Raw genomic sequence first — 23,190 nt, 5'->3', positions numbered from 1 at the left:
CAAGGCGGTATATAGGTAGCGCGCCTTACTCAAGGGTGGTCAGGACGTGCGCGGCAGGATGTGCGCCACGCTCAAGCGTTGCGGTGTGAAGTACGCGTTTGCCACCCGCTGAATGTCATCGGCCGTGATGCTGTGGATCTGTTGGGCTTCATGATCGATCAGCGTCCAGGGTTGACCGATGGCCAATAAGTTGCCGATCACGGAGGCCTGCATTTCCAGGGTGTCGAGATCGTTAAGGTAGGTCAGGGCCTGATGTCGGCCGTAACACAGCATGTCGGTATCCTGGGCGTGATTTTTGAGTGTTTCCAGCAGCTGTTTCACCTCCAGCTCAACGTGTTCGATGGAGGCTGACGTGTGTTCGCCGAGGGTGACACTGATCAGCAATAGATCATCGTTCAAGCGATAGCCCGGAAAGCGGCTGATCACGCTGCTCAGGGTGTCCGCGCCCCCGGACAACCTGTTCGGGAGCCAGGCCTGAGGGCCCTTGGTCAGCAATGCGCTGATCACTTGCAAGGCGCGCATGTCGCGCGTGTCTTCGACGGTGGCCAGGCCGGGGGTATTGAAGGCCAGTTGCAAGCGCGGCCTCGGTGTATCGAGGTATTGAGTGAGCCTGCGTTCATCGCCAAGGGGTTGGCTGGCAGGCTGTTCTATCGGGGTGAAGCCATTGAAGCGGGGAACGCTGCCAAACATGCGCTGGACCAAAGGCTGAATTTCCTCAAGGGTGATATCGCCAACCACGACCAGAATCGAATTGTTGGGCGCGTAGCCCTCTTCATGCCAGCGCAGTACATCCGCGACAGTCATACGCTCAAGGTGATCGATGTTTCCGAATTTGTAGACCTTGCCAGCCGAGGGAAAAATCAGCTGTTCGAATTCCGGGCTGATCCAGTGATCCGAAGTGAAGTACGGTTCACTCAATTCCAGTTCTCGAGTGCGCAGAATGCCTTTGTTGAGGCGCTCCTGGGTCAGTACCGGCGTCGACATTCTGCCCGCCAGTAATTCCAGAACCGGTTGCAGTTCGGCCCGCGGAGCCTCAAGGCTGTATGTGCTGAGGTGGTAATCAAGCCAACCGTTGGCTACGGCGCCGATCTGCTTCTCCAGCGCTTTGTCCTTGAAGGTTGCGCCACCGGCCAGGTAAGCCAGGCCGCGCTGGTCCGGGCGTTCATGGTCGGTACCCACCTTGTGGAACAGAGAAGCGCAGATCGACGGGGTGCGCTGATCCTGGCGCACAACGACGTGCAGACCGTTGTCCAGGGTGTAGGTGTAAGTCGGTTTTGAAGGGGTAGAGGTCATGGTTCACATTCCGTTGCTTGGATAACGCCGATCGGTGCAGATGCGCACGTAAAGAGAGTGATCGGGTAGAACCAACAGAATGCGAGGTTGCCGGGAAGGCAGGGCGGTATATAGATAGGGGCAGTGGCAACACGAAGGTGACATGCAGTCGTTGCCGCCATGGACGGCAGCGACTGCACAGAGGTCAGTGGCGCTTAGGGTTGCGCAGGCACCTGAGCCGCTTCACGCTGCCACAGGGCGTAGTTCACGCCCCCGGCTTTTTGCTCGCGGTGCAGGCGCCAGTTGGCAGGTAATCCCAGTTCCGAAGGCCGCACTTCGCTTTCGGTGTAGACCCATGCCTCGTCTGCCAGCCAGCCGCGCTGTTCCAGCAAGTCGCAGGCAGGCTTGAGCAGGTCCTTGTGGAACGGCGGATCGAGGAATACCACATCAAACATGTCGCTGGGGGTGGCATCCAGATAACGCAGGGCGTCAGTCTGCTGCACCTGGCCTACGGTGCAACGCAGGATGCCCATGTTCTCGCGGATGTTGGAAATCGCATCGCGACTGCTGTCCAGCGCCACGCCCTTGGCAGCGCCGCGGGACATGGCTTCGAGGAACAGGGCGCCGCTGCCGGCAAATACGTCCAGTACCTTGGCGCCGCCGATGTAGGGCGCGAGCCAGTTGAACAGGGTTTCACGTACGCGGTCGGGTGTAGGGCGCAGGCCTTCTACGTGCGGGAAGTCGAGCTTGCGGCTGCGCCACTCCCCGCCAATGATGCGTAACTGACCCGCACCCGAGTGCGATGTGTTTTTAGGCTTTGCCATTAATGCTCCGGAACCCCAAGAGGTTGCTCTGAAGGTTTATCGGTTGGAGGCGGCAGTGGTTTCTGCGGCACGGTTGGGCCGGCGGTCACCACGACCATTTTGTCGGCGCTCAGGTGCTTGTTCATGGCGGCCTTGACCTGCTCGGTGGTCAGGTTCTGGGACTGCTGCATGAAGGTTTCGAGATAGTCCAAAGGCAAATCGTAGAAGCCCATTGCGCCCAGTTGGCCGACGATGGCAGCGTTGCTGGCAGTGGACAGTGGGAAGCTGCCTGCCAGTTCACGTTTGGCATCGTCGAGTTCTTTTTGCGTCGGACCTTCTTTGAGGTAGTCAGCGAGGATGTCCTGCACCAGTTTGAGAGTGCCTTCGCTCAGCTCTGCGCGGGTTTGCAGGTTGATCATGAAAGGGCCACGGGCCTGCATCGGGCTGAAGTTGGAGTACACGCCGTAGGTCAGGCCGCGTTTCTCGCGCACTTCAGTCATCAGTCGCGTTCCGAAACCGCCACCGCCGAGCACCTGATTACCCAGCGAGAGAGCTGCGTAGTCCGGGTCGTCGCGGTCAATACCCAACTGCGACAGCAGCAAGTGGGTTTGCTTGGACGGGAACTCGATGTGGGTTGCACCCGGCTTGGGTTCGGTCGGCTGCACGGTTTTTGGCAGTGCCGGGCCTTTTGGCAGTGCGGCCGATACCTGGGCGGCCATGGCTTGGGCTTCTTCGCGCGACAGGTCCCCGACGATCGCGATCACGGCGTTGCCCGCGGTATAAGCCTTGTTGTGGAAGGCTTTGAGCTGGTCGACAGTAATTGACGTCACGGTTTCTGCATTGCCGTCGCTGGCGTGCGCATACGGGTGGTTGCCGTACAGGCGCTTGAACAGCTCATCGCTGGCCAGTTTGCCGGGGTTCTGCTTCTGGAACTCAAAGCTGGCCAGCAGTTGGTTTTTGATGCGGGCAAGCGAGTCGGCGGGGAAGGTCGGTTTGCCAATCACTTCAGCGAACAGGTTTAACGCAGGGGCGCGTTTGGCCGGGTCGCTCAGGCTGCGCAGGGAAGCTACAGCCATGTCGCGATAGGCGCCATTGCCGAAGTCGGCTCCCAGACCCTCAAACCCTTGGGCGATTGCGCCGACATCTTTACCGGCAACGCCTTCATTGAGCATGGCGTTGGTCAGCAGCGCCAGCCCCGGGGTGTTGTCGTCCTGGCTGCTGCCCGCGGCGAAGGTCACGCGCAGGTCGAACATCGGCAACTGGCGCGCTTCCACAAACAGGACCTTGGCGCCTTCGGCGGTTTTCCAGGTTTGTACATTCATGGCGCGGTGGCTGGGCGCCTTGCCGTCCAGTTCCGCCAGCGACTCCAGCTTGTGCTCGGTCTTGGCGTTTTCCAGCGCCGGGCTGGCCACAGACTCAGGCGGGCTGGCGAAATAGTAGCCGAGTGCGCCGACCAGAACAGCGGCGCTCAAGCCGAGCAGGGCGTAGCGGGGACCTTTACGCTCACTCATGGGTTTTCTCCTCGGGCAGTACGTGCGCAACGCTCAGACGGTCGCGAGTGAAATAGGTGCGGGCGGCTTGCTGGATGTCAGCCGGGGTCACTTTTTGCAGGTCTTGCAGCTCGGTGTCCATCAGCTTCCAGGACAAACCAACGGTTTCGAGCTGGCCGATGGACGTGGCTTGCGAGGTGATCGAGTCACGCTCGTAAACCAGCCCCGCGATCACTTGAGCGCGAACGCGTTCCAGTTCTTCAGGGGTTGGCGGCGTCTTTTTCAGGTCGTCGAGCAAACGCCACAGGCCAGCTTCGGCCTGCGCCATGGTGACCTTCTTCTGGCCGTTGGGCATGGCGCTGAGCAGGAACAGGCTGTCGCCGCGGGTGAACGCGTCGTAGCTCGACGAAGCGCCGGAGACCAGTTCTTCACCGCGTTCCAGTTGAGTCGGCATGCGCGCGCTGTAGCCGCCGTCCAGCAGGGCGGAGATCAGGCGCAGGGCGTTGGCCGTGACCGGGTCTTTGGCGGTGGACACGCTCGGCACGTTGAACCCCATCATCAGGCTCGGGAGTTGGGTTTGAACATGCACCTTGAGCAGTCGCTCGCCGGGGGTCGGCAGTTCAAGCGGGGCCTTGGCGATCGGTATTTCACGCTTCACCACCGGGCCGAAATAACGCTGTGCCAGCGCTTTGACTTCGTCCGGGGTCACATCCCCGACCACCACCAGCGTGGCGTTGTTCGGTGCATACCACTCTTCGTACCACGCGCGCAGTTCGGCGACGCTCATGCGCTCCAGGTCCACCATCCAGCCGATGGTCGGGGTGTGGTAGCCGCTGGACGGGTAGGCCATGGCGCTGAACAGTTCGTACGCTTTGCTCATGGGTTGGTCATCGGTGCGAAGACGGCGCTCTTCCTTGATGACTTCGATCTCGCGTTTGAACTCTTCGGGCGGCAGACGCAGGCTGGCCATGCGGTCGGCTTCAAGTTCGAAGGCCACGCCCAGGCGGTCGCGGGCCAGAACCTGGTAATACGCGGTGTAGTCGTCACTGGTGAAAGCGTTTTCCTGGGCGCCAAGATCGCGCAGGATCAACGAAGCTTCACCGGGGCCGACCTTGTTGCTGCCTTTGAACATCATGTGTTCAAGGGCATGGGACAGGCCGGTCTTGCCGGGTGTCTCGTAACTGGAACCCACCTTGTACCAAACCTGCGACACCACTACCGGCGCGCGATGGTCTTCGCGAACGATGACTTTAAGGCCATTGTCCAGACGGAACTCATGGGTGGGTTGCGGCTCGGCTGCCAAGGCCGAAAGTGGAAGGCAAACTGTGCTGAGCAACAGGCCAGCAGCGCGGCGGGCTAGAGCATTCATTCGTTTTTAAACCTGTAGGGCTGCCCGCTTGGCCTTAGCGTCTGCGGGTGAGGAGGTGCTAGGATACTGATCCGTTTTACTGGCGGCCACGCCTATCAAGCCTTTGACGATCAGACGACGTTTGATCGGGCAGTATAGGAGCCCGCTTGGAAGTGTGGATGTATCCCGGTAAATTTCGCAATTTTGCCGATTTTCCCGATCCAGATCCGAGTAAAGACGAAGTTTCGCAGGTGTTTTTTACCCCGCGTCTAAGTTGTGTGCGAACGAGCTGACAAAAATACAGTCTTTTTCACACCGAATATTATTTGCCGGGGCGCCACAGTGGCGCTTCGCTACGATGAGATAGCCGTCCTCCATGTTTGGTTCCAACGACGACAAGAAGAACCCAGCCAAGGCTGGCGAGAAAAAAGGCCTGTTCGGATGGCTGCGCAGAAAGCCGCAGGAAGCCGTCGTTGAACAGCCAGATGCGGCCCCCGAGACCGCGCCCGAGACCTTGATCGAAGCCGCGCCGGTGAGCGTGGCGCCCACCCCTGAAGACGTGCGGGTGGTCGAGCCTGTTGTCGAGCCGAAGGCCGCTCCTGAACCCTGGCCGCCTTTGCCCGTCCCCGAAGAGCCGGTGGCATTGGTTGACGACGTGCAAGCGCCGCACACCGTGCCGCCCATTCCGGCGCCGGAAATCGAGGTGGTCGCAGAGCCTGTGATCGCAGCGCCACCCGTGGTCGAAGTGCTTGAGCAGACCGTGCCTGCCCTTGAGCCAGAGCTGGAACTCGAGCCCGTCATCGAACCAGTGGTCGAACCCGCTGTGGTTGCGTCCCCACCGGTGTCTGCCCCGGTAGTTGAAACGCCGCCCGCAGTTATTGAGGTTCCAACCCCGAAAGCCGAACCTGCTCCTGAAGTCAAAACCGGTTTCTTTGCCCGTCTCAAGCAAGGTCTGTCGAAAACCAGCGCCAGCATCGGTGAAGGCATGGCCAGCCTGTTCCTGGGCAAAAAGGCCATCGATGATGACTTGCTGGAAGAAATTGAAACACGCTTGCTGACGGCTGATGTGGGTGTCGAAGCCACGTCGGTGATCATCAAGAACCTGACTCAAAAAGTTGCGCGCAAGCAATTGACTGACGCCGACGCGCTGTACAAGTCCTTGCAGGACGAGTTGGCGGCCATGCTCAAGCCGGTTGAACAGCCGCTGAAAATCGAATCGCAAAACAAACCGTTTGTGATTCTGGTCGTCGGCGTTAATGGCGCGGGTAAAACCACCACCATCGGCAAACTGGCGAAGAAACTGCAACTTGAAGGCAAGAAGGTCATGCTTGCAGCGGGCGATACGTTCCGTGCCGCGGCGGTTGAACAGTTGCAAGTGTGGGGCGAGCGCAACCACATCCCGGTGATTGCACAGCACACCGGTGCCGACTCCGCGTCGGTGATCTTCGACGCCGTACAAGCGGCTAAGGCGCGCGGGATTGACGTGCTGATCGCGGACACTGCCGGGCGTCTGCACACTAAAGACAACCTGATGGAAGAACTGAAAAAAGTGCGCCGCGTGATCGGCAAGCTCGACGAAGACGCGCCGCACGAGGTGTTGTTGGTGCTCGACGCAGGCACAGGCCAGAACGCCATCAGTCAGGCCAAACAATTCAATCAGACGGTCGCGCTGACCGGTCTGGCCCTGACTAAGCTGGACGGTACGGCTAAAGGCGGCGTGATCTTCGCCCTGGCCAAGCAATTCGGTATCCCGATCCGCTTTATTGGTGTTGGTGAAGGCATCGATGATTTGCGCACTTTTGAATCCGAACCCTTTGTCCAGGCTCTGTTTGCGGAGCGGGAGCGTCCATGATTCGTTTCGAGCAGGTCGGTAAACGCTATCCAAATGGACATGTGGGCCTGCACGAGCTGAGCTTTCGGGTCCGCCGTGGCGAATTCCTTTTTGTCACGGGTCACTCCGGCGCGGGCAAAAGTACGTTACTGCGGCTTTTGCTGGCCATGGAGCGCCCCACCAGCGGCAGGTTGCTGCTGGCCGGGCAGGACCTGAGCCAGATCAGCAACGCGCAGATTCCGTTCTTGCGGCGTCAGATCGGAGTGGTGTTCCAGAACCACCAGTTGCTGTTTGATCGCACCGTCTTCAACAACGTCGCCTTGCCGTTGCAGATTCAGGGGTTGTCCAAGGCCGAAATCGTCAAGCGCGTTGATTCGGCGCTTGAGCGGGTATCGCTTTCGGATAAAACCGATCTGTACCCCGGTGACTTGTCCACGGGCCAGCAACAACGCGTGGGTATTGCCCGCGCCATCGTGCATCGCCCAGCATTGCTCTTGGCCGATGAACCCACCGGCAACCTCGACCCGCGTCTGGCGGCGGAAATCATGGGCGTATTTGAAGACATCAACCGTTTGGGCACCAGCGTATTGATTGCCAGCCACGACCTGGCACTGATCGCACGTATGCGTCATCGCATGTTGACCCTGCAGCGCGGGCGATTGATCGGCGACGGGGAGGCCGGGCAATGAGTGCAACACGCAGCCCAAAGGTATCGGAGCGCGTAGCGCCCAAGGCCGCCGAACCGCAGCCGCCGAAGAAGAAGCACGATGAAGACGACGGGCCGACGTTTGGCATGTTGTTTCACGCCTGGATCGATGCGCACCGCGCCAGTTTGCTCGACAGCTTGCGACGTTTGGGGAAGCAGCCGATCGGTAGCTTCTTTACCTGTTTGGTGATGGCCGTGGCGCTGAGCTTGCCCATGGGATTGTCGTTGTTACTTAACAACGTCGAGCGCCTGGGAGGTTCGTGGCAGCGCGCAGCACAGATTTCGTTGTACTTGCAGATGGACGCCACAGGCGATCAGGGCGCGCAACTGAGCAATCAGATAAAAGGTATGGCGGGTGTCGCGGATGCTGAATTTATCAGCCGCGAACAAGCCCTCGAAGAGTTCCAGCAGCAGTCAGGGCTGGGCGAAGCCCTTAAAGAGCTGCCGGACAACCCGTTGCCGGGTGTGGTGCTGGTGACCCCGAATGAGGTCGATAAAGCCACCCTTGAAGCCCTTCGGGAGCGACTTTCGGAATTGCCGAAGGTGCAACAGGCGCAACTTGATCTAGTCTGGGTTGAGCGTCTGGCGGCCATCCTCAAATTGGGTGACCGGTTTGTATTTGGTTTGACGGTGCTGCTGGTCTCAGCCCTGCTGCTGGTTATCGGTAATACGATTCGGCTGCATATTGAGAACCGCAGGGTCGAGATTGAAGTCACCAAGCTGGTCGGCGGTACTGATAGCTATGTACGTAGGCCGTTTCTATATATGGGCGCGCTTTATGGCTTTGGTGCCGGTGTACTTTCGTGGGGCGTTTTGGCTTTCGGCCTGAACTGGCTCAATGACGCGGTTGTCGGGCTGGCCGGGCTTTATGGCAGCGATTTTGCCCTCGCGGGCGTGCCTGTTGCCGACGGTCTGTCGCTCTTGCTTGGCGCGGTACTGTTAGGGTATATCGGTGCATGGATTGCGGTAGCACGGCATTTACGTGAGCTTTCACCCAAGTAGTTTCATTTTTACCTGTTGACCTTTTCAGCTTATGTGGGAACTTTTTTTGTGGTTCCCGGTCAATTTTCGCAGTGCTGAACTGCACGAGTTATGTGAGTCGGAGGTTTTTCGTATGACCACTTCTTTGCAACCTGCGTATGCGTTAGTCCCTGGTGCGAACCTTGAGGCCTACGTAAACACCGTGAACAGCATTCCACTGCTGACGCCGGAGCAGGAGCGTGAACTGGCCGAGAGTCTCTATTATGAGCAGGATCTTGAGGCGGCTCGGCAGATGGTGCTCGCCCACCTGCGTTTTGTAGTACACATTGCTCGTAGTTATTCGGGCTATGGTCTGGCACAGGCCGACCTGATCCAGGAAGGCAATGTTGGCCTGATGAAAGCGGTAAAACGCTTCAACCCTGAAATGGGTGTGCGTCTGGTGTCGTTTGCTGTGCACTGGATCAAGGCCGAAATTCACGAGTTCATCCTGCGTAACTGGCGGATCGTGAAAGTCGCGACCACCAAGGCCCAGCGTAAATTGTTCTTCAACCTGCGCAGTCAGAAAAAACGTCTGGCGTGGTTGAACAACGACGAAGTTCATCGCGTGGCCGAGAGCCTTGGCGTTGAACCTCGCGAAGTGCGTGAGATGGAAAGCCGGTTGACCGGCCATGACATGGCGTTCGACCCGGCTGCAGAAGCTGACGATGACAGTGCGTTCCAGTCGCCAGCCAACTACCTGGAAGACCACCGCTACGACCCGGCGCGTCAACTGGAAGATGCTGACTGGACCGATAACTCCACCAGCAACCTGCACGAAGCGCTGGAAGTGCTGGACGAACGCAGCCGCGACATTCTCTATCAGCGCTGGCTGGCTGAAGAGAAAGCCACGCTGCATGACCTGGCACAAAAGTACAACGTGTCTGCCGAGCGTATTCGTCAGCTTGAAAAAAGTGCGATGAACAAGCTCAAACTGTCGATTGCCGCGTAAATCGGCCGACAAAAAAACGCCCCGCTGAGTCGGGGCGTTTTTGTTTGCGCATAACGCTGAGGTGCTGCCAGTCAGCGGTTACAAGGCCCAAGGCGCCTGGCGTGAGTTGTTCAGGGTGTCCAGATAACTGTCCCCGCCCAATTGACGCATTTGCTGGCGTATCCAGGCCGCACGCGTGCTCACATACGCAGATGGGCGACCGGCGCTCCAGTTGCGCGGGTTCGGCAATACCGCGGCCAATTGGCTTGCCTGCTGACGGCTCAACCGGGCAGCGCTCACGCCAAAGTGGTGTTGTGCGGCGGCTTCGGCGCCAAACACGCCGTCATCCCACTCGGCGCTGTTGAGGTAAACCTCAAGAATCCGTTGCTTGGGCCACAGGACTTCGATCAGCCCAGTGAACCAGGCTTCCAGCCCCTTGCGCAGCCAACTGCGGCCTGACCATAGAAACAGGTTTTTGGACACTTGCTGGCTAAGGGTGCTGGCTCCGCGCAACTTGCCTCCGCGCTCGTTGTGCTCGAACGCGGCGCGAATGGCACTCACGTCAAAGCCCCAATGCTCGGCAAATTTCTGGTCCTCGCCGGCAATTACGGCGATTTTCAGGTCATTGGAGATCTCGTCCCATGGCCGCCAGCTGCGTTGCAGGTCGATGGGCTGGCCGTCGAACCACGATTCAACCTTGCGCTCTACCATCAGCGCAGTGCCCGGCGGTGGCACCCAGCGGAAAATCAGCACCAGCAATGCACTGCCGGCAGCGAACCACAGCAGGGCTTTGAGCAAACGATGAACCAGTAAACGCAGCATAGATGGCTTGGCCGAACCCGTTGAGCGGGCCATTATACAGACCCTGTGCCATTCGATGACCCTGACGGGAGTGACCCATGCTGCGCGTTTTTCTAATGTTGGCTGCGTTCTTTGGATTCACCGGTGTGGCGCTGGGCGCCTTTGCAGCGCACGGTTTGAAAGGCCGCTTGACCGAACAATACCTGGCTATTTTTCATACAGGCGTGACCTATCAACTGGTGCACACCCTTGCACTGTTGGGCGTGGCGTTGCTGGCAACCCAGTTGCAAAGCCGCCTGGTGACGTGGGCAGGCTTCTGTTTCGCGCTGGGAATTGTGTTGTTTTCCGGGAGTTTGTACTTGCTGACGATGAGCGGTATTGCCAAGCTGGGGATCATCACCCCCATTGGCGGCGTGGCTTTTTTGGCGGGCTGGCTGTGTCTGGGACTGGCCGCCTGGCGCCTGAGCTGAGGGCGCAAGATGAATGGCTTGGGTCGACCTGACGGATCGGGCTAGAATGCTGGCCCCCTAAAAATGAAGGCAGCGTCGCGCATGCGCATTCAGTTGAACGGTGAATCTTTTGAACTGCCGGATGGCGAGACCGTCGCAGGCCTTTTGGCGCGTCGTGAATTGGCCGGACGTCGGGTGGCGGTTGAGCTAAATCTGGACATCGTCCCGCGCAGCCAGCACGCAGAAACTGTGCTCAAAGAGGGCGATCAGGTCGAAGTGGTCCACGCCATCGGTGGCGGCTAGCCCTCGGGCCGACGTTCCTTCCCCGCAGCGCCACTGATAATCCACATTCAAGAGGTTTACCGATGAGCAATGTTCGCAGCGACAAGCCGTTTACCCTGGCCGGCCGTACCTACCAGTCTCGTTTGCTGGTGGGCACGGGCAAATACCGCGACCTCGAAGAAACCCGCCTGGCCATTGAGGCCTCGGGTGCTGAAATCGTTACGGTCGCCGTGCGTCGCACCAACATCGGTCAGAACCCCGGTGAACCGAACCTGCTCGATGTGTTGCCGCCAGACCGCTACACCATCTTGCCGAACACGGCCGGCTGCTTCGATGCCATTGAAGCGGTGCGCACCTGCCGTCTGGCCCGTGAGCTGCTCGATGGCCATAACCTGGTCAAGCTTGAAGTGCTGGCCGACCAGAAAACCCTGTTTCCCAACGTGATCGAAACCCTCAAGGCCGCTGAAGTACTGGTCAAGGAAGGTTTCGACGTGATGGTTTATACCAGTGATGACCCGATCATCGCCCGTGAGCTTGAAGCCATGGGCTGCGTGGCCGTGATGCCTCTGGCTGGCCTGATTGGCAGCGGTTTGGGCATCTGCAACCCGTATAACCTGCGGGTCATCCTTGAAGAAGCCAACATTCCGGTGCTGGTGGACGCGGGCGTGGGCACGGCCTCCGACGCGACAATCGCCATGGAAATGGGCTGCGAAGCGGTGCTGATGAATTCGGCCATCGCCAATGCCCAGCACCCGATCCTCATGGCCCAGGCCATGAAATACGCCATTGAGGCAGGTCGTCTGGCCTATCTGGCCGGTCGTATGCCGAAAAAACTCTATGCCAGCGCCTCCTCGCCGCTGGATGGTCTGATCAAGTAAGAGCCCCTGATGACTGAACCACTCGATACCCCAACCCCGGAAGAAGGCGAAGATCGCCAGCACCGTCGCATCAAGAGCTTTGTCATGCGCGCCGGGCGCATGACTGAAGGCCAGCAACGCGGCCTCGATCAAGGTGCGCCGTTGTACGTTTTGCCACTGGCTGATGCGCCGGTCGATTTTGATCAGGTCTTTGGCCGTTCTGCGCCGCGTACGCTGGAAATCGGCTTTGGCATGGGGCATTCCCTGCTGGAGATGGCGGCAGCGTCGCCGGAGCAGGATTTTATCGGGGTTGAAGTTCACCGTCCGGGCGTGGGCGCATTGCTTAATGGCGTGCTGACACAGGGCCTGACCAATCTGCGTGTGTACGATTGCGACGCCATCGAGGTCTTGACGCGCTGTGTAGCCGATAACAGCCTGGACCGTCTGTTGCTTTTCTTCCCGGACCCATGGCACAAGAGTCGCCACCACAAGCGTCGCATTGTGCAGGCATCGTTCGCCGAACTGGTGCGTTCCAAGCTCAAGGCAGGCGGTGTGTTGCACATGGCCACCGACTGGGAACCCTATGCCGAGTACATGCTGGAAGTCATGAACGTGGCACCGGGTTACCGCAATCTGGCCGAAGACGGCCGTTGCGTACCGCGCCCTCCTGAGCGCCCGGTCACCAAGTTCGAACGCCGCGGCGAACGCCTTGGGCACGGCGTGTGGGACTTGAAGTTCGAAAAATTGGCCTAAGCCGTTTTTCAATGACTGGCCTCCGTTCGGGGGCCAGTTTCTTTAGGCGACGTCCGTCGCACTGCATCACAAAACAAACCTTACGCGTTTGCTCAGTAGAATCAGCACCGGGGCGGCTGCCAGCGCCAAGGCGATGACCACGAGCGCTAGCAGGTTGCCGTACGCCATGCCGACCGCCAGTGCCCCCAAAATAAACATCGGGTGGATGTAATACACCGCCGAAGACACCTTGGCCGCAGTGTTGCGGGTGGACGCCCGAAAATACACGCACGCCAGTAGAAACAAGGCGGGGGTGAGAATGGGCAATGAAAACATGAAGTCGAAATACACCTGCGGATTGGCCTGCAGCGAGTAATTGATGTACGACTCGGTCAGCATCAGTGCCGTACCGGCCACCAGCCAGCCCCACACCCAAGGGCGTTTCACTGTTTGTGCGACCTGATGCCTGGCAAACACAAACCCCATGCACATGAACGGGAAACCCATGAACAGGAAGTTACGGGCGGCATAGTCGTTTTGATTGAAGTGTTGCAGGAAGGGGTTGGGTAGCACGTAATAAACACGCGCATATTGCAGCGTCAGGCCGATCATATAGGCGATCAGGGCCAGTGTGACCAGCCGCTGAGTCGACGTTTTACGCAGTGCATACAGCATCAGTCCACCGCCGAGCATGCCCACCAGATACCAGAGGTGGAAATAGCCGATCAGCAACGACTTGATGATCCCGAGCACGCCTTTTAGAGAGCCCAGCGTCGCGGGGTCGACATAAAAGGGGCTGTAGACCAGCATCCAGAAGAGGTACATCCACAGTCCGCGCTTGAACCACTTACCGAATGAGTGGCCTTCGTTGAGGGTGTGGAACAGGTAGTAGCCGTTGATGATAAAGAAGACGGGGACCGCGACCCGAAACAGCCCGTTGCCCAGCATGTAACCGACGGCCGTGTCATTGCCGCCGAGTACCTTGCAATGCAGTGCAACGACACAGATCGCCAACACCACTTTCAGCGCATCAAGATTGCCATTCAAAAGCTTCGGCATGGGCAGGGCTCACGTATCAAGCGATACCCAAGCGTAGCCCGCAATCTGCTGCTTTCTGCGGGGTTGCGACACCCCGGCCATCGCTGCCAGTCACGTGTTAACGACGATCAGCCACCACGCCGATCAGCACCAGCACCACAACCAGTACCGGCGCCAGGCTGTAGTTGTTGAACTGGCTCAGGCCGCGCTCGACCCACGGCGTTGCGTAGATCAATGCTGCGCCGCTACCGATCAGGCACAGCAATGCCATCAGCGGGACGCGCAAGGCACCGGCGATACTGCCCAGACGTTGCTCGACCCAGCTCTTGAAGTCAGCGCCAAACAGCACCAGCAAACAGCCAATCAATGCCAGAGAGATCTCTGAAAGGTGGCTGCGGCTCCAGCGCGATACCGTGGCAAGCAGGTCGAGTACCAAGTCCATTCGATTTCCTTAGGTCAAAAAATGCTGCAACAGGTCATTGAGAAACAGCTGGCCTCGGGCAGTCGCCGCCAGGCGTGTCGGTTCGACCTGCAATAAGCCACTTTGTTCGGCGGCGTCGCGCCCGGCGTTCAAGCTGTCGAGGGGAAGGCCCGTACGCAGCGGATAAAGGGCTGAATCAACGCCGTCTGTCAGGCGCAAGGCGTTCATTAGAAACTCAAACGGTAGCTCTTCGGCAGTCAGTATTTTCTCGCCAGCCTGAAAGTTCTTCGTTGGATTGAGGTAGTCCTTTGGCAGGCGGGTTTTCCAGGTGCGCACGATGCGGCCGTCGGGATGGCTCAACTTGCCATGGGCACCGGCGCCAATGCCAATGAAGTCGCCAAAGCTCCAGTAATTGAGGTTATGCCGCGCAGCTCGGCCGGGCTGGGCGTAGGCCGACACTTCGTACTGTGCGTAGCCGTGTTCGGCGAGCAGGGCTTGCCCCGCCTCTTGAATGTCCCACAGCGTGTCGTCTTCCGGCAGGGTTGGCGGCTGGTTCCAGAACACCGTGTTGGGCTCAAGGGTTAGCTGATACCACGACAGATGTGTCGGCTTGAGGGCAATGGCCTGGCGCAGGTCGCTCAGGGCGTCGTCCAGCGACTGATCGGGCAAGCCGTGCATCAAGTCCAGGTTGAAGTTGTCAAACCCGGCCTGACGCGCCATGCCGGCGGCCCGCACGGCTTCGTCGCCGTTATGGATACGCCCCAGCGCCTTGAGTTTTTCTTGCTGAAAACTCTGGATACCAATCGACAGTCGATTGATTCCCAGTGCGCGGTAGGCCACGAACTTTTCCTGCTCGAACGTGCCGGGATTGGCCTCGAGGGTGATCTCGATATCGCTGGCGAACGGAATGCGTGCTTCAACACCCTTGAGCAGACGCCCCAACGCCTGGGCGCTGAACAGGCTGGGAGTGCCGCCACCAAAGAAAATGGAGCTCAGCTCGCGCCCATACACCGCGTGCAGGTCCTGATCGAGATCGGCCAGCAGCGCGTCCACATACGCTTCTTCGGGCAGCACCGGGCTGGCGGTATGGGAATTGAAGTCGCAATACGGGCATTTGCGCACGCACCACGGGATGTGGATATACAGCGACAGCGGCGGCAGTTGCGTCAGTGGCGCTCGGGGCGCCTGCTGAGAAAAGCCAGCCGCTCCGAGGTAGAGCGGCTGGGGAGGTGTGTCGTGGGTCATTTCAGGCCCAGACGCTGGCGCAGCAAAGCCATGGCACGAGCCCGGTGACTGAGCTGGTTCTTTTCCGACGGGCTGAGTTCGGCGCTGGAGCAGTTGCGCTCAGGCACCCAGAACAGCGGGTCGTAGCCAAAGCCATGCTCACCGCTGGCAGCGGGCAGAATGCGCCCGTGCCACAAGCCTTCGCAGAGGATCGGCAACGGATCGTCAGCGTGGCGGACCAAGGCCAGCACGCAGACAAACTGGGCGCCTCGTTCGGCTTGAGGTACGTCTTTGAGGGCGTCGAGCAGTTTGGTGTTGTTCGCCGCATCGCCCTGGCCATCGGCATAGCGGGCAGAGTAAATGCCGGGTGCGCCGCCAAGATAGTCCACCGCCAGCCCCGAGTCGTCCGCCAGCGCAGGCAGACCGGAAATGCGCGCTGCATTGCGGGCTTTAAGAATGGCGTTTTCAACAAACGACAAGCCGGTTTCTTCCGGCTCGACGCTGCTGAACTCTCCAATCGAGCGCAACTGCACCGACTCGCCGAGCATGGCCTGAAGTTCTTTGAGTTTGCCTGCGTTGTGACTGGCGAGTACCAGTTGCGTGAAGTTCATCATTCGATTGGTGCGACCATTTGAGTAAATTCGATTGTTTCAGCGCTCGCCCCGCCAGCTTTTACCGTCACGTTGAACGTGAAGGTTTGCGGGCCTGTGACAGGAAATTGCGCCAGATAGTTGATTTCCCCATCTTGACCGACTTGGCGGAAATTCAGGCTTTTTGACTCTTTATCACCGGTTTTAAAGGTGCCCTGCACATTGGCCGGAATATTTTTGCCTGCTTTGTTGATGGTGATGTTCAGCACTGCGTTTTGCTTGCCGCGCGAAACCTCAACTTTTTTTGCAATTTCAGGCGTCAGGAACGTAGACGGGAACGCGTTGTAATACACCGTCATGTCACCAAACGTCTGCTGCCGTTGGGCAGGATTGACGTCGGCCGCCATGGCCTGCGCGCCAAAACACATTGAAAGCACTAGTAATCCAATACGACCCATTGTCTTTCTCCTTTGAACGAACCTGTTAAACCGCGACGTTATGGTCCTGAAGGCCAGGACTGCTGACACGGTAAATGCCAATCTCGCCCAACAGGTTAGGCCATAACTTGCTCGCCCACCCGTGTCGGTGTTGTTGATCTACGGCAAGACGGTTGATGACCTGCGCTTCACGCTCACGGCACAGTGCTTCGAAGTCTTCAAAGGTGCAGAAGTGAATGTTCGGCGTGTTGTACCAGGTGTACGGCAAGAACTCGGAAACAGGCATGCGGCCTTTACTGGCCAGATACCATCGGCAGCGCCAGTGTCCGAAGTTCGGGAAGGTGATGATGCATTGACGGCCAACCCGCAGCATTTCGTCGAGGATCCGGTCGGGGTAGTGCACGGCTTGCAACGCTTGGGTCATGACCACGATGTCGAAACTGTTGCTGGCAAAGTTGCCCAGCCCTTTGTCGAGATCCTGTTCGATAACGTTGATGCCTTTTGCGACACACTCCGCAATGTTGTCCGGGTCGTTTTCCAGGCCGTAGCCGGTGACTTGCTTGTTGTCGCGCAGCCAGCTCAGTAATTCGCCATCACCGCAGCCGAGGTCGAGCACACGGCTGCCGGCGGGGATCCAGTCTTGGATGATTTCCAGGTCGGCTCTCATGGCGTTCTCACAGTTCAATACGGTTCATGTAGTTGCTGAAGGCTTGCAGGTAGCGCGGGATCGGGATCAGGAAGGCGTCATGGCCTTGCGGCGCATCGATCTCCAGGTAGCACACGTCCTTTTTGGCCGCCATCAACGCATCCACCAGCTCCCGCGAGCGGGCGGGCGAGAAGCGCCAGTCAGTGGTGAACGACATCACGCAAAAGCGTGCCTTGGCGCCAGCGAAGGTTTTGGCCAGATCGTCATCGAAGTTCGCCGCCGGGTCGAAGTAGTCCAGCGCCTTGGTCATCAGCAAATAGGTGTTGGCATCGAAACGCCCGGAGAACTCTTCGCCCTGGTAGCGCAAATAGCTCTCAACCTGAAACTCGACGCTGTGAAAGTCGTAGTTAAGGTTTTCGTTCTTCAGGCCGCGTCCGAATTTTTCGCCCATCGAGTCATCCGACAGGTACGTGATGTGACCGACCATACGCGCCAGCATCAAGCCGCGTTTGGGGATGACGCCCTGTTCCTGAAACGACCCGCCGTGGAATTCAGGGTCGGTGAGGATGGCCTGACGCGCGACTTCGTTGAACGCGATGTTTTGTGCCGAGAGCTTCGGTGCCGAGGCGATGGCTAGGCAATGGCGCAGGCGGTCGGGGTAGCTGATGCTCCACTGCAATGCCTGCATCCCGCCCAGGCTGCCACCAATGACGGCTGCCCACTGTGAAATGCCCAGGCGGTCAGACAGGCGGGCCTGGCTGTGCACCCAGTCTTCAACGGTCAACACGGGGAACGATGCGCCAAATGGGCGACCGGTTTCAGGGTCGATGCTGCTCGGGCCGGTCGAGCCGTTACAACCGCCGAGGTTGTTGAGGCTGACCACGAAGAATTTGTGGGTGTCGATGGGCTTGCCGGGACCAATACAGCTGTCCCACCAGCCAGGCTTGCGGTCGTCGACGCTGTGATACCCGGCGGCGTGATGATGGCCTGACAGCGCGTGGCAAATGAGCACGGCATTGCTGGCCGACGCATTGAGCTGGCCGTAGGTTTCGTAAATCAGGTCATAGGCTGGCAGTGAGCGGCCGCACGCAAGTGCCAGCGGTTCGCTGAAATGTGCAACTTGCGGCACAACCAGACCAACGGAATCGGGGGGAAAGGCAGCTGGCATCGACCCTGCTCTCATTTAAATGAGGCGTAAGTCTAATGAGCGGGGCAGCGAGCGGCAAGCAATGGTGCAAAACCCTTTGGCAGCGCAGCCATGCTGCCCTAAAGGCCGTTTTACAGCCTGTCGCAGCCTGCGCAAACGGGTTTGGCGTCAGAGGTCGGGACGGATCAACCCGGGAAGCACCGGCAGTTTTTTGGGGCTGTGCAGGCGTACCCGTTTCTGTCGGTTGAGCTCGCCACTGATCAGGCTGACCTGACTTTTAGAAATGCCGAACGCTTTGGCAAGAAAGGCCATCAAATGGGCGTTGGCCTTGCCTTCAACCGGCGGGGCGGTGAGACGGATTTTCAGGCGGTCACCGTGCAGGCCAGCGAACTCATCGCTGCTGGCCTTGGGTTGCAAATGACAGTCAAGAATCAGGTCGTCACCGTCCCAGCGGAAATAACTCATCAGATCAGGCCGAACAGCTCAGGCGGCATATCGACGTACATGGCCAATGGCGGGATCACGTAGCTCTGGATCAGTTGGATAACCATGAACGCGAGGATCGGCGAGATATCCAGACCGCCCAAGTTCGGCAGAAAGCGACGGAACGGGGCCAGGGCTGGCTCGGTGATCTGATTGACCAGTTCGGCGCCGGGGCTGGTGCTGCCCGGTGCCACCCACGACAGAATCACGCTGATGATCATGGCGAAGAAGAACACCTTCAGGAACAGCGCCGTCACACCGATGATCGACCACAGCAGCAGCTCGAGGATGTTGAACGGGATGTAACTCAAGGTCAGCACGATGGCGAACACCACCATTTGCACCAGAATGGCCAGCACCAGCGACGACATGTCCAGGCCGAAAATGCTTGGAATCACGCGGCGCATTGGCTTGAGCAGGGTTTGCGTGGCCTTGACGATGAACTGGCAGATCGGGTTGTAGAAGTTGGCGCGTACCAGTTGCAGGATGAATCGCAACAGCACGACCAGCAAATACAGGCTGCCCAGGGTTTGAACCACAAAAATGGCAGCGCCATTAAGTCCTGACATCATTTGCTCCTTTATTGACCCAGTTGTTCGGCCATTTCGGCCGAGCGGTGCGCGGCGGCACTCAATGCTTTTTCGACCGTGGCTTCAAAACCACTGGCCTGGAATGACTTGATTGCAGCTTCAGTGGTGCCTGCTGGCGAGGTCACGCGACGACGCAACTCGGCCGCGTCGGCATCACTGTCAACAGCCATGCAGGCGGCGCCCAGCGCTGTTTGCTCGGCCAGTTTCTCCGCGACGTCATGGCTCAGGCCCAGCTTCACGCCCGCGTTGGTCATGGCTTCAATCAACAGGAAGAAATACGCCGGGCCGCTGCCCGATACTGCTGTTACCGCATCGATCAGGGCTTCTTTCTCGACCCAGACCACAACGCCCACAGCGCTCAACAACTCGTCGGCCATCGCGCGTTGCTCTTGGGTGACGTCATCAGTGGCGTACAGACCGCTGACACCCTTGCCCAACAAGGCAGGCGTGTTGGGCATGCAGCGCACCAACGGTTGCGTGCCCAGCCACTGCAGCAGGCTGGAAGAGGTGATACCGGCAGCAATCGACACCAGCAGTTGCTTGGGTTTGAGGTGCGGTTGCAGGTCTTGGCACACAGCTTTCATGGCCTGCGGCTTGACCGCAATCACAATCACGTCAGCGTCCTGAACGGCTTGGGCGTTATCAGCGAACAATTCGATGCCGTGTTCAGCCGCTACGTTGGCGCGGGTCTCGGCGCCAGGATCGCTGGCGCGGATCTGTGCTGCGTCCAGACCTTTGGCCAGCAGGCCGCCAATCAAGCTGGAAGCCATGTTCCCGGCTCCGATAAAGGCAATACGCGTCTTGCTCATGACAGATCCTTATAAGTGTGAGGCAGACCTTTTCAGGCCTGACTGTAGTCGCGAGCGCCAAACAGTGCAGTACCGATCCGCACCCAAGTGGCACCTTGGGCAATGGCCGACTCAAGGTCGTGGCTCATGCCCATCGAAAGTGTGTCGAGCCCCATGTCCAGGCTGTGTTGCAGTTCACGGACTTTCGCAAACGCTGCGTCCTGTTCGGCGCGGTCGTCGGTAGGCTCTGGAATCGCCATCAGCCCGCGCAGCTTCAAGCGCGGCAACCCATTGATCGCTTCCGCCAGCGCGGGCAGGTCCGTCGGGGTACACCCGGACTTGCTGGCCTCGCCGCTGACGTTCACCTGAATGCAAATGTTCAACGGTGGCAGCTCATTTGGCCGCTGTTGCGACAGACGCTGAGCAATTTTAAGGCGGTCTACGGAGTGCACCCACGCAAAATGCTCAGCGATGTCACGCGTCTTGTTCGATTGAATGGGGCCGATGAAGTGCCAACACAAGGGCAGGTCAGCTAATTCGACCTGTTTGGCGCGCGCTTCCTGCAGGTAGTTTTCGCCAAAGTTGCGGAGCCCGGCGGCATATGCTTCACGCAGCGCGGCGGCGGGTTTGGTCTTGCTGACCGCCAGTAAGTGAACGCTCGTTACATCGCGTTGCACAGCCAGTGCGGCTGCGCGGATGCGCGCCTCAACCTGAGCAATGTTGTCAGCTATCGTGGACATTCAATTAAGCCCGCCGTGGTGAAAGTCTGCGGCATTCTACTGGAATTGGGAGGGGGGATGGATATCGCCGACCTGTTGGCCTTATGCGTAGAACGCGGAGCATCGGACGTGCACGTGTCTGCGGGCATGGTGCCGATGCTGCGCATAGATGGCGACATGCAGCGTTGCGAGCTGCCGAGCGTGAGTGCGCAGCGTGTACACGAACTTATCCACAGCATGATGAATGAGTCGCAGCGGGGTGCCTTTGAGGCAACCCACGAAGCTGATTTTTCATACACCGCGCCGGGGCTGGGGCGGTTTCGAGTGAATGCCTTCAGGCAACAGCATGGCCCCGCTGCGGTGATGCGCAGTATTGGCGCGACGGTGCCGAGCCTGGCATCACTGGGTTTGGAACACGTCCTGAGCCCGCTGTTCGGCCTGCCCTCCGGTTTGGTCTTGATCACCGGCGCGACGGGCTCAGGCAAAACCACCACGTTGGCCGCCATCATCGATCACCTGAACAGCACGCGTCAGCAACACATCCTTACCATTGAAGACCCGATTGAATTCATCCACGTATCGCGCCGCTGCCTGATCAACCAGCGCGAAGTGCACCGTGACACCCACAGTTTCGCCAACGCACTGCGCTCAGCACTGCGTGAAGACCCGGACGTGATTCTGCTGGGTGAAATGCGCGACCTCGACAGCATCCGCTTGGCCCTCACTGCTGCGGAAACCGGACACCTGGTGTTCGCCACGTTGCACACGCCCAGTGCGGCCAAAACCATTGACCGTATCGTCGATGTGTTTCCGGCAGAAGAAAAAGCCATGGTGCGGGCGATGTTGTCTGAATCACTGCAGGCAGTGGTCTGTCAGACGTTGCTCAAGAAAAAAGGCGGCGGGCGCATTGCGGCACACGAAATCATGCTTGGCACGCCTGCGATCAGGAACCTGATTCGGGAAAACAAAGTGGCGCAAATGGCGTCCGTCATCCAGACCAGTGCAGCGGTCGGCATGCTGACTTTGGACATGAGTGTGAAACGCTTGCAGGAGAGGGGAATCATTGACCTGTAATCGTTGAAGAGCAGCCTTGCGCTGCTCTTCAACGATGCCAGTTAGCGCTGCGCAACCCGCAGGTTGGTTTGCTCTTTAGGCAATACGCGCTTGGCGACCACATAGTGGCTCTGCCAGTACGGTTTTTTCAGTGTGTCGATGGTCACCGACTTGCCGCGACGTGGCGCATGGATAAACCGGTCATTGCCCAGGTAAATGGCTACATGGTTGACCTTGCGGCTCTTGATGTTGAAAAACAGCAGGTCGCCGGGCTTCAAGTCCTTGCGGTCGACTTTCTGGCCGTGGCCGCTGGCCATGGCGCTGGAGCTGCGGGGCAGATTGACCGCCGCGACATCATTGAACGCGTATTTGACCAATCCGCTGCAATCAAAGCCTTTACTTGGGCTGCTGCCGCCCCAACGATAAGGCGTACCCAGCACGTTGACTGCACGGCTCAGCACGGTGCTGCTTTGTTTGTTGGCCGCTACCAGAGCAGGGGGCGCAATTTTGCCGGGGGCTTTGCGATGAACTTTACTGGAGGTCGGACGTGTTACGGTTTTGCTGTTAGAGGCAACAAACGGAGCACTCGCAGATGACTTTGCGGTGTAACCGGTGAAGCCTGAAGGAAGACGTTGCTCACGATTGGTGGCGTGGGCGGCCAGTGGCAGTAATAGGCAAATGGTTAGCCATGTCTTGAATAAAGGACGCATTCGGCAGGGCTCTATGTGGTTAAGCGCGCAACTTTATAACAGCTTTTAGGTCCTTTCTCAGGCCGTTTGTCGATTGGACCGGGGGGTCAAAAACCGCCAAAGCAGTGGCAAATTGTCACATGACGACTGCGCAGGCCAGATAGCACAAGGGTTTGCGCGAAATCCTGCAACAGACTTTTACCTGTTGCGAGACAGTAAAAAAGTCACAAAAAAACTGTAAATTTTTTCTATCGATACCCAAGGGGGCATCAATGAGCGGCTATCGGGACGATGTACAACACGATACTCACAGCAAGGTACTGGGTTATTTGCTGTGGATTTTCGGATTTCTGGGAGCACACCGCTTCTATTACGGCAAGCCGGTTACCGGGACCATCTGGTTCTTCACCCTGGGCTTGTTGGGCATTGGCTGGCTGATTGACCTGTTCCTGATCCCGAGCATGGACCGCGAAGCGGACCTGCGCTTTACATCGGGTAATACCGACTACAGCGTGGCGTGGATTCTGCTGACGTTTCTGGGGGTATTCGGCCTGCACCGCATGTACATGGGTAAATGGATCACCGGAATCATCTACCTGTTCACGGGCGGGTTGTTTCTGATTGGTGTCCTGTACGATTTCTGGACATTGAATACCCAGATCTCGATCAAGAATGCCGAGCGCCGTTAAGCGCTAAAACCCTCACCCCAAGCCTCTCCCGTGTATGGACCGGGGACATAGCGAACACTTTGTTCGGAGACATAGCGAACAGTTAACGTAGCTTTTTCCCTGATATTACAACCCCGGTCACTCTGTCAATTTGCGCAATACGATGGCTTCCCCAGAA

General features: G+C 58.6%; 27 protein-coding genes. 10 read left to right on the top strand and 17 right to left on the bottom strand.

Going from position 1 to position 23,190, the window contains the following annotated elements; genetic code table 11:
• Positions 1–39: 39 nt before the first annotated feature.
• The 4 genes from HBN61_RS11700 to HBN61_RS11685 form a co-directional block, all read right to left on the bottom strand.
• Positions 40–1,293 carry a M16 family metallopeptidase gene (locus tag HBN61_RS11700; RefSeq protein WP_170046825.1) on the bottom strand — a complete coding sequence of 418 codons (1,254 nt, stop codon included), beginning with the start codon at positions 1,291–1,293 and terminating at the stop codon, positions 40–42.
• 194 nt (positions 1,294–1,487) lie between these two features.
• Positions 1,488–2,096, bottom strand: a complete 609-nt coding sequence (rsmD, locus tag HBN61_RS11695) for a 16S rRNA (guanine(966)-N(2))-methyltransferase RsmD (protein ID WP_094991662.1) — start codon at positions 2,094–2,096, stop codon at positions 1,488–1,490.
• Entirely contained in the window at positions 2,096–3,586 is a 1,491-nt protein-coding gene (locus tag HBN61_RS11690) for a M16 family metallopeptidase (protein ID WP_170046824.1), read from the bottom strand. The genes rsmD and HBN61_RS11690 overlap by 1 nt, the downstream gene beginning before the upstream one ends.
• Positions 3,579–4,934, bottom strand: a complete 1,356-nt coding sequence (locus tag HBN61_RS11685) for a M16 family metallopeptidase (RefSeq protein ID WP_094991660.1) — start codon at positions 4,932–4,934, stop codon at positions 3,579–3,581. The genes HBN61_RS11690 and HBN61_RS11685 overlap by 8 nt, the downstream gene beginning before the upstream one ends.
• Before the next feature lie 355 nt (positions 4,935–5,289).
• On the opposite strand from HBN61_RS11685, the gene ftsY reads away from it, so the two are divergent.
• From ftsY to rpoH, 4 genes are all read left to right on the top strand, one after another.
• Positions 5,290–6,765 (top strand): signal recognition particle-docking protein FtsY, encoded by a 1,476-nt coding sequence (gene ftsY / locus HBN61_RS11680; RefSeq protein WP_170046823.1) that lies wholly within the window; start codon positions 5,290–5,292, stop codon positions 6,763–6,765.
• Positions 6,762–7,433, top strand: a complete 672-nt coding sequence (gene ftsE / locus HBN61_RS11675; protein ID WP_094991658.1) for a cell division ATP-binding protein FtsE — start codon at positions 6,762–6,764, stop codon at positions 7,431–7,433. Before ftsY ends, ftsE begins: the two co-directional genes overlap by 4 nt.
• A complete protein-coding gene (gene ftsX / locus HBN61_RS11670) occupies positions 7,430–8,452 on the top strand; it encodes a permease-like cell division protein FtsX (protein ID WP_094991657.1) in 1,023 nt (340 codons plus the stop codon). Before ftsE ends, ftsX begins: the two co-directional genes overlap by 4 nt.
• Positions 8,453–8,564: 112 nt before the next feature.
• Positions 8,565–9,419 carry an RNA polymerase sigma factor RpoH gene (gene rpoH / locus HBN61_RS11665; protein WP_047279197.1) on the top strand — a complete coding sequence of 285 codons (855 nt, stop codon included), beginning with the start codon at positions 8,565–8,567 and terminating at the stop codon, positions 9,417–9,419.
• A 78-nt stretch (positions 9,420–9,497) separates the two neighbouring features.
• On the opposite strand, the gene mtgA is transcribed toward rpoH, so the two are convergent.
• Entirely contained in the window at positions 9,498–10,253 is a 756-nt protein-coding gene (gene mtgA, locus HBN61_RS11660) for a monofunctional biosynthetic peptidoglycan transglycosylase (protein ID WP_094991656.1), read from the bottom strand.
• A gap of 44 nt (positions 10,254–10,297) precedes the next feature.
• On the opposite strand from mtgA, the gene HBN61_RS11655 reads away from it, so the two are divergent.
• The 4 genes from HBN61_RS11655 to trmB all read left to right on the top strand — a co-directional run bounded on the left by HBN61_RS11655 (position 10,298) and on the right by trmB (position 12,540).
• On the top strand, positions 10,298–10,669 hold the full coding sequence (locus HBN61_RS11655; RefSeq protein WP_094991655.1) for a DUF423 domain-containing protein: 372 nt from the start codon (positions 10,298–10,300) through the stop codon (positions 10,667–10,669).
• 81 nt (positions 10,670–10,750) lie between these two features.
• Positions 10,751–10,951: a sulfur carrier protein ThiS gene (gene thiS / locus HBN61_RS11650; protein ID WP_094991654.1), complete on the top strand. Its 201-nt coding sequence runs from the start codon at positions 10,751–10,753 to the stop codon at positions 10,949–10,951.
• 62 nt (positions 10,952–11,013) lie between these two features.
• Positions 11,014–11,808: a thiazole synthase gene (locus HBN61_RS11645; protein WP_047296120.1), complete on the top strand. Its 795-nt coding sequence runs from the start codon at positions 11,014–11,016 to the stop codon at positions 11,806–11,808.
• Positions 11,809–11,817: 9 nt separating this feature from the next.
• On the top strand, positions 11,818–12,540 hold the full coding sequence (trmB, locus tag HBN61_RS11640; RefSeq protein WP_094991653.1) for a tRNA (guanosine(46)-N7)-methyltransferase TrmB: 723 nt from the start codon (positions 11,818–11,820) through the stop codon (positions 12,538–12,540).
• Positions 12,541–12,606: 66 nt separating this feature from the next.
• Here the strand turns inward: trmB and HBN61_RS11635 are convergent, their stop codons facing one another.
• The 11 genes from HBN61_RS11635 to HBN61_RS11585 all read right to left on the bottom strand — a co-directional run bounded on the left by HBN61_RS11635 (position 12,607) and on the right by HBN61_RS11585 (position 20,623).
• On the bottom strand, positions 12,607–13,578 hold the full coding sequence (locus tag HBN61_RS11635; protein ID WP_170046822.1) for an acyltransferase family protein: 972 nt from the start codon (positions 13,576–13,578) through the stop codon (positions 12,607–12,609).
• Positions 13,579–13,675: 97 nt separating this feature from the next.
• Entirely contained in the window at positions 13,676–13,999 is a 324-nt protein-coding gene (locus HBN61_RS11630) for a DUF3392 domain-containing protein (RefSeq protein WP_169962189.1), read from the bottom strand.
• A 9-nt stretch (positions 14,000–14,008) separates the two neighbouring features.
• Positions 14,009–15,223 carry a radical SAM family heme chaperone HemW gene (hemW, locus tag HBN61_RS11625; RefSeq protein WP_094991650.1) on the bottom strand — a complete coding sequence of 405 codons (1,215 nt, stop codon included), beginning with the start codon at positions 15,221–15,223 and terminating at the stop codon, positions 14,009–14,011.
• Positions 15,220–15,816, bottom strand: a complete 597-nt coding sequence (gene rdgB / locus HBN61_RS11620; protein ID WP_170046821.1) for an RdgB/HAM1 family non-canonical purine NTP pyrophosphatase — start codon at positions 15,814–15,816, stop codon at positions 15,220–15,222. Before rdgB ends, hemW begins: the two co-directional genes overlap by 4 nt.
• Complete coding sequence (locus tag HBN61_RS11615) at positions 15,813–16,250, bottom strand: DUF4426 domain-containing protein (protein WP_094991648.1); 438 nt, start codon at positions 16,248–16,250, stop codon at positions 15,813–15,815. Before HBN61_RS11615 ends, rdgB begins: the two co-directional genes overlap by 4 nt.
• A 25-nt stretch (positions 16,251–16,275) precedes the next feature.
• Positions 16,276–16,896, bottom strand: coding sequence for a methionine biosynthesis protein MetW (gene metW / locus HBN61_RS11610; RefSeq protein ID WP_094991647.1), 621 nt, complete (start codon positions 16,894–16,896; stop codon positions 16,276–16,278).
• A 7-nt stretch (positions 16,897–16,903) separates the two neighbouring features.
• Positions 16,904–18,043 (bottom strand): homoserine O-succinyltransferase MetX, encoded by a 1,140-nt coding sequence (gene metX, locus HBN61_RS11605; protein ID WP_094991646.1) that lies wholly within the window; start codon positions 18,041–18,043, stop codon positions 16,904–16,906.
• A gap of 147 nt (positions 18,044–18,190) precedes the next feature.
• Complete coding sequence (locus tag HBN61_RS11600; protein WP_094991645.1) at positions 18,191–18,487, bottom strand: DUF167 domain-containing protein; 297 nt, start codon at positions 18,485–18,487, stop codon at positions 18,191–18,193.
• On the bottom strand, positions 18,487–19,074 hold the full coding sequence (locus HBN61_RS11595) for a YggT family protein (RefSeq protein WP_170046820.1): 588 nt from the start codon (positions 19,072–19,074) through the stop codon (positions 18,487–18,489). The genes HBN61_RS11600 and HBN61_RS11595 overlap by 1 nt, the downstream gene beginning before the upstream one ends.
• A gap of 11 nt (positions 19,075–19,085) precedes the next feature.
• Entirely contained in the window at positions 19,086–19,904 is an 819-nt protein-coding gene (gene proC / locus HBN61_RS11590) for a pyrroline-5-carboxylate reductase (protein ID WP_170046819.1), read from the bottom strand.
• 32 nt (positions 19,905–19,936) lie between these two features.
• A complete protein-coding gene (locus HBN61_RS11585) occupies positions 19,937–20,623 on the bottom strand; it encodes a YggS family pyridoxal phosphate-dependent enzyme (RefSeq protein WP_094991642.1) in 687 nt (228 codons plus the stop codon).
• A gap of 57 nt (positions 20,624–20,680) precedes the next feature.
• Here HBN61_RS11585 and HBN61_RS11580 point away from each other — a divergent pair, with 57 nt between their 5' ends.
• Positions 20,681–21,676 (top strand): type IV pilus twitching motility protein PilT, encoded by a 996-nt coding sequence (locus HBN61_RS11580; protein WP_170046818.1) that lies wholly within the window; start codon positions 20,681–20,683, stop codon positions 21,674–21,676.
• Between the two features lie 41 nt (positions 21,677–21,717).
• On the opposite strand, the gene HBN61_RS11575 is transcribed toward HBN61_RS11580, so the two are convergent.
• Positions 21,718–22,365, bottom strand: a complete 648-nt coding sequence (locus HBN61_RS11575) for a C40 family peptidase (RefSeq protein WP_170046817.1) — start codon at positions 22,363–22,365, stop codon at positions 21,718–21,720.
• A 251-nt stretch (positions 22,366–22,616) separates the two neighbouring features.
• Here HBN61_RS11575 and HBN61_RS11570 point away from each other — a divergent pair, with 251 nt between their 5' ends.
• Complete coding sequence (locus tag HBN61_RS11570) at positions 22,617–23,033, top strand: NINE protein (RefSeq protein WP_047278349.1); 417 nt, start codon at positions 22,617–22,619, stop codon at positions 23,031–23,033.
• Positions 23,034–23,190 lie beyond the last annotated feature (157 nt).

This window comes from Pseudomonas sp. WS 5071 (assembly GCF_012985765.1).
GTDB lineage: Bacteria > Pseudomonadota > Gammaproteobacteria > Pseudomonadales > Pseudomonadaceae > Aquipseudomonas > Aquipseudomonas lundensis_A.
The sequence above is the reverse complement of the archived record's forward strand: the minus strand, read 5'-3'. Positions and strand labels throughout refer to the sequence as shown.

Excerpts from the sequence above, each read along its gene's own strand:
- HBN61_RS11600 (WP_094991645.1), bottom strand. The coding sequence starts at position 18,487 with ATGAGTTATTTCCGCTGGGACGGTGACGACCTGATTCTTGACTGTCAT.
- HBN61_RS11585 (WP_094991642.1), bottom strand. The coding sequence starts at position 20,623 with ATGTCCACGATAGCTGACAACATTGCTCAGGTTGAGGCGCGCATCCGC.
- HBN61_RS11690 (WP_170046824.1), bottom strand. The coding sequence starts at position 3,586 with ATGAGTGAGCGTAAAGGTCCCCGCTACGCCCTGCTCGGCTTGAGCGCC.
- HBN61_RS11700 (WP_170046825.1), bottom strand. The coding sequence starts at position 1,293 with ATGACCTCTACCCCTTCAAAACCGACTTACACCTACACCCTGGACAAC.
- trmB (WP_094991653.1), top strand. The coding sequence starts at position 11,818 with ATGACTGAACCACTCGATACCCCAACCCCGGAAGAAGGCGAAGATCGC.
- HBN61_RS11615 (WP_094991648.1), bottom strand. The coding sequence starts at position 16,250 with ATGGGTCGTATTGGATTACTAGTGCTTTCAATGTGTTTTGGCGCGCAG.
- ftsX (WP_094991657.1), top strand. The coding sequence starts at position 7,430 with ATGAGTGCAACACGCAGCCCAAAGGTATCGGAGCGCGTAGCGCCCAAG.
- HBN61_RS11580 (WP_170046818.1), top strand. The coding sequence starts at position 20,681 with ATGGATATCGCCGACCTGTTGGCCTTATGCGTAGAACGCGGAGCATCG.
- thiS (WP_094991654.1), top strand. The coding sequence starts at position 10,751 with ATGCGCATTCAGTTGAACGGTGAATCTTTTGAACTGCCGGATGGCGAG.
- HBN61_RS11635 (WP_170046822.1), bottom strand. The coding sequence starts at position 13,578 with ATGCCGAAGCTTTTGAATGGCAATCTTGATGCGCTGAAAGTGGTGTTG.
- hemW (WP_094991650.1), bottom strand. The coding sequence starts at position 15,223 with ATGACCCACGACACACCTCCCCAGCCGCTCTACCTCGGAGCGGCTGGC.
- rsmD (WP_094991662.1), bottom strand. The coding sequence starts at position 2,096 with ATGGCAAAGCCTAAAAACACATCGCACTCGGGTGCGGGTCAGTTACGC.
- HBN61_RS11645 (WP_047296120.1), top strand. The coding sequence starts at position 11,014 with ATGAGCAATGTTCGCAGCGACAAGCCGTTTACCCTGGCCGGCCGTACC.
- HBN61_RS11685 (WP_094991660.1), bottom strand. The coding sequence starts at position 4,934 with ATGAATGCTCTAGCCCGCCGCGCTGCTGGCCTGTTGCTCAGCACAGTT.
- HBN61_RS11570 (WP_047278349.1), top strand. The coding sequence starts at position 22,617 with ATGAGCGGCTATCGGGACGATGTACAACACGATACTCACAGCAAGGTA.
- HBN61_RS11630 (WP_169962189.1), bottom strand. The coding sequence starts at position 13,999 with ATGGACTTGGTACTCGACCTGCTTGCCACGGTATCGCGCTGGAGCCGC.
- metX (WP_094991646.1), bottom strand. The coding sequence starts at position 18,043 with ATGCCAGCTGCCTTTCCCCCCGATTCCGTTGGTCTGGTTGTGCCGCAA.
- proC (WP_170046819.1), bottom strand. The coding sequence starts at position 19,904 with ATGAGCAAGACGCGTATTGCCTTTATCGGAGCCGGGAACATGGCTTCC.
- rpoH (WP_047279197.1), top strand. The coding sequence starts at position 8,565 with ATGACCACTTCTTTGCAACCTGCGTATGCGTTAGTCCCTGGTGCGAAC.
- HBN61_RS11575 (WP_170046817.1), bottom strand. The coding sequence starts at position 22,365 with ATGCGTCCTTTATTCAAGACATGGCTAACCATTTGCCTATTACTGCCA.
- ftsY (WP_170046823.1), top strand. The coding sequence starts at position 5,290 with ATGTTTGGTTCCAACGACGACAAGAAGAACCCAGCCAAGGCTGGCGAG.
- metW (WP_094991647.1), bottom strand. The coding sequence starts at position 16,896 with ATGAGAGCCGACCTGGAAATCATCCAAGACTGGATCCCCGCCGGCAGC.
- ftsE (WP_094991658.1), top strand. The coding sequence starts at position 6,762 with ATGATTCGTTTCGAGCAGGTCGGTAAACGCTATCCAAATGGACATGTG.
- HBN61_RS11595 (WP_170046820.1), bottom strand. The coding sequence starts at position 19,074 with ATGTCAGGACTTAATGGCGCTGCCATTTTTGTGGTTCAAACCCTGGGC.
- rdgB (WP_170046821.1), bottom strand. The coding sequence starts at position 15,816 with ATGATGAACTTCACGCAACTGGTACTCGCCAGTCACAACGCAGGCAAA.
- HBN61_RS11655 (WP_094991655.1), top strand. The coding sequence starts at position 10,298 with ATGCTGCGCGTTTTTCTAATGTTGGCTGCGTTCTTTGGATTCACCGGT.
- mtgA (WP_094991656.1), bottom strand. The coding sequence starts at position 10,253 with ATGGCCCGCTCAACGGGTTCGGCCAAGCCATCTATGCTGCGTTTACTG.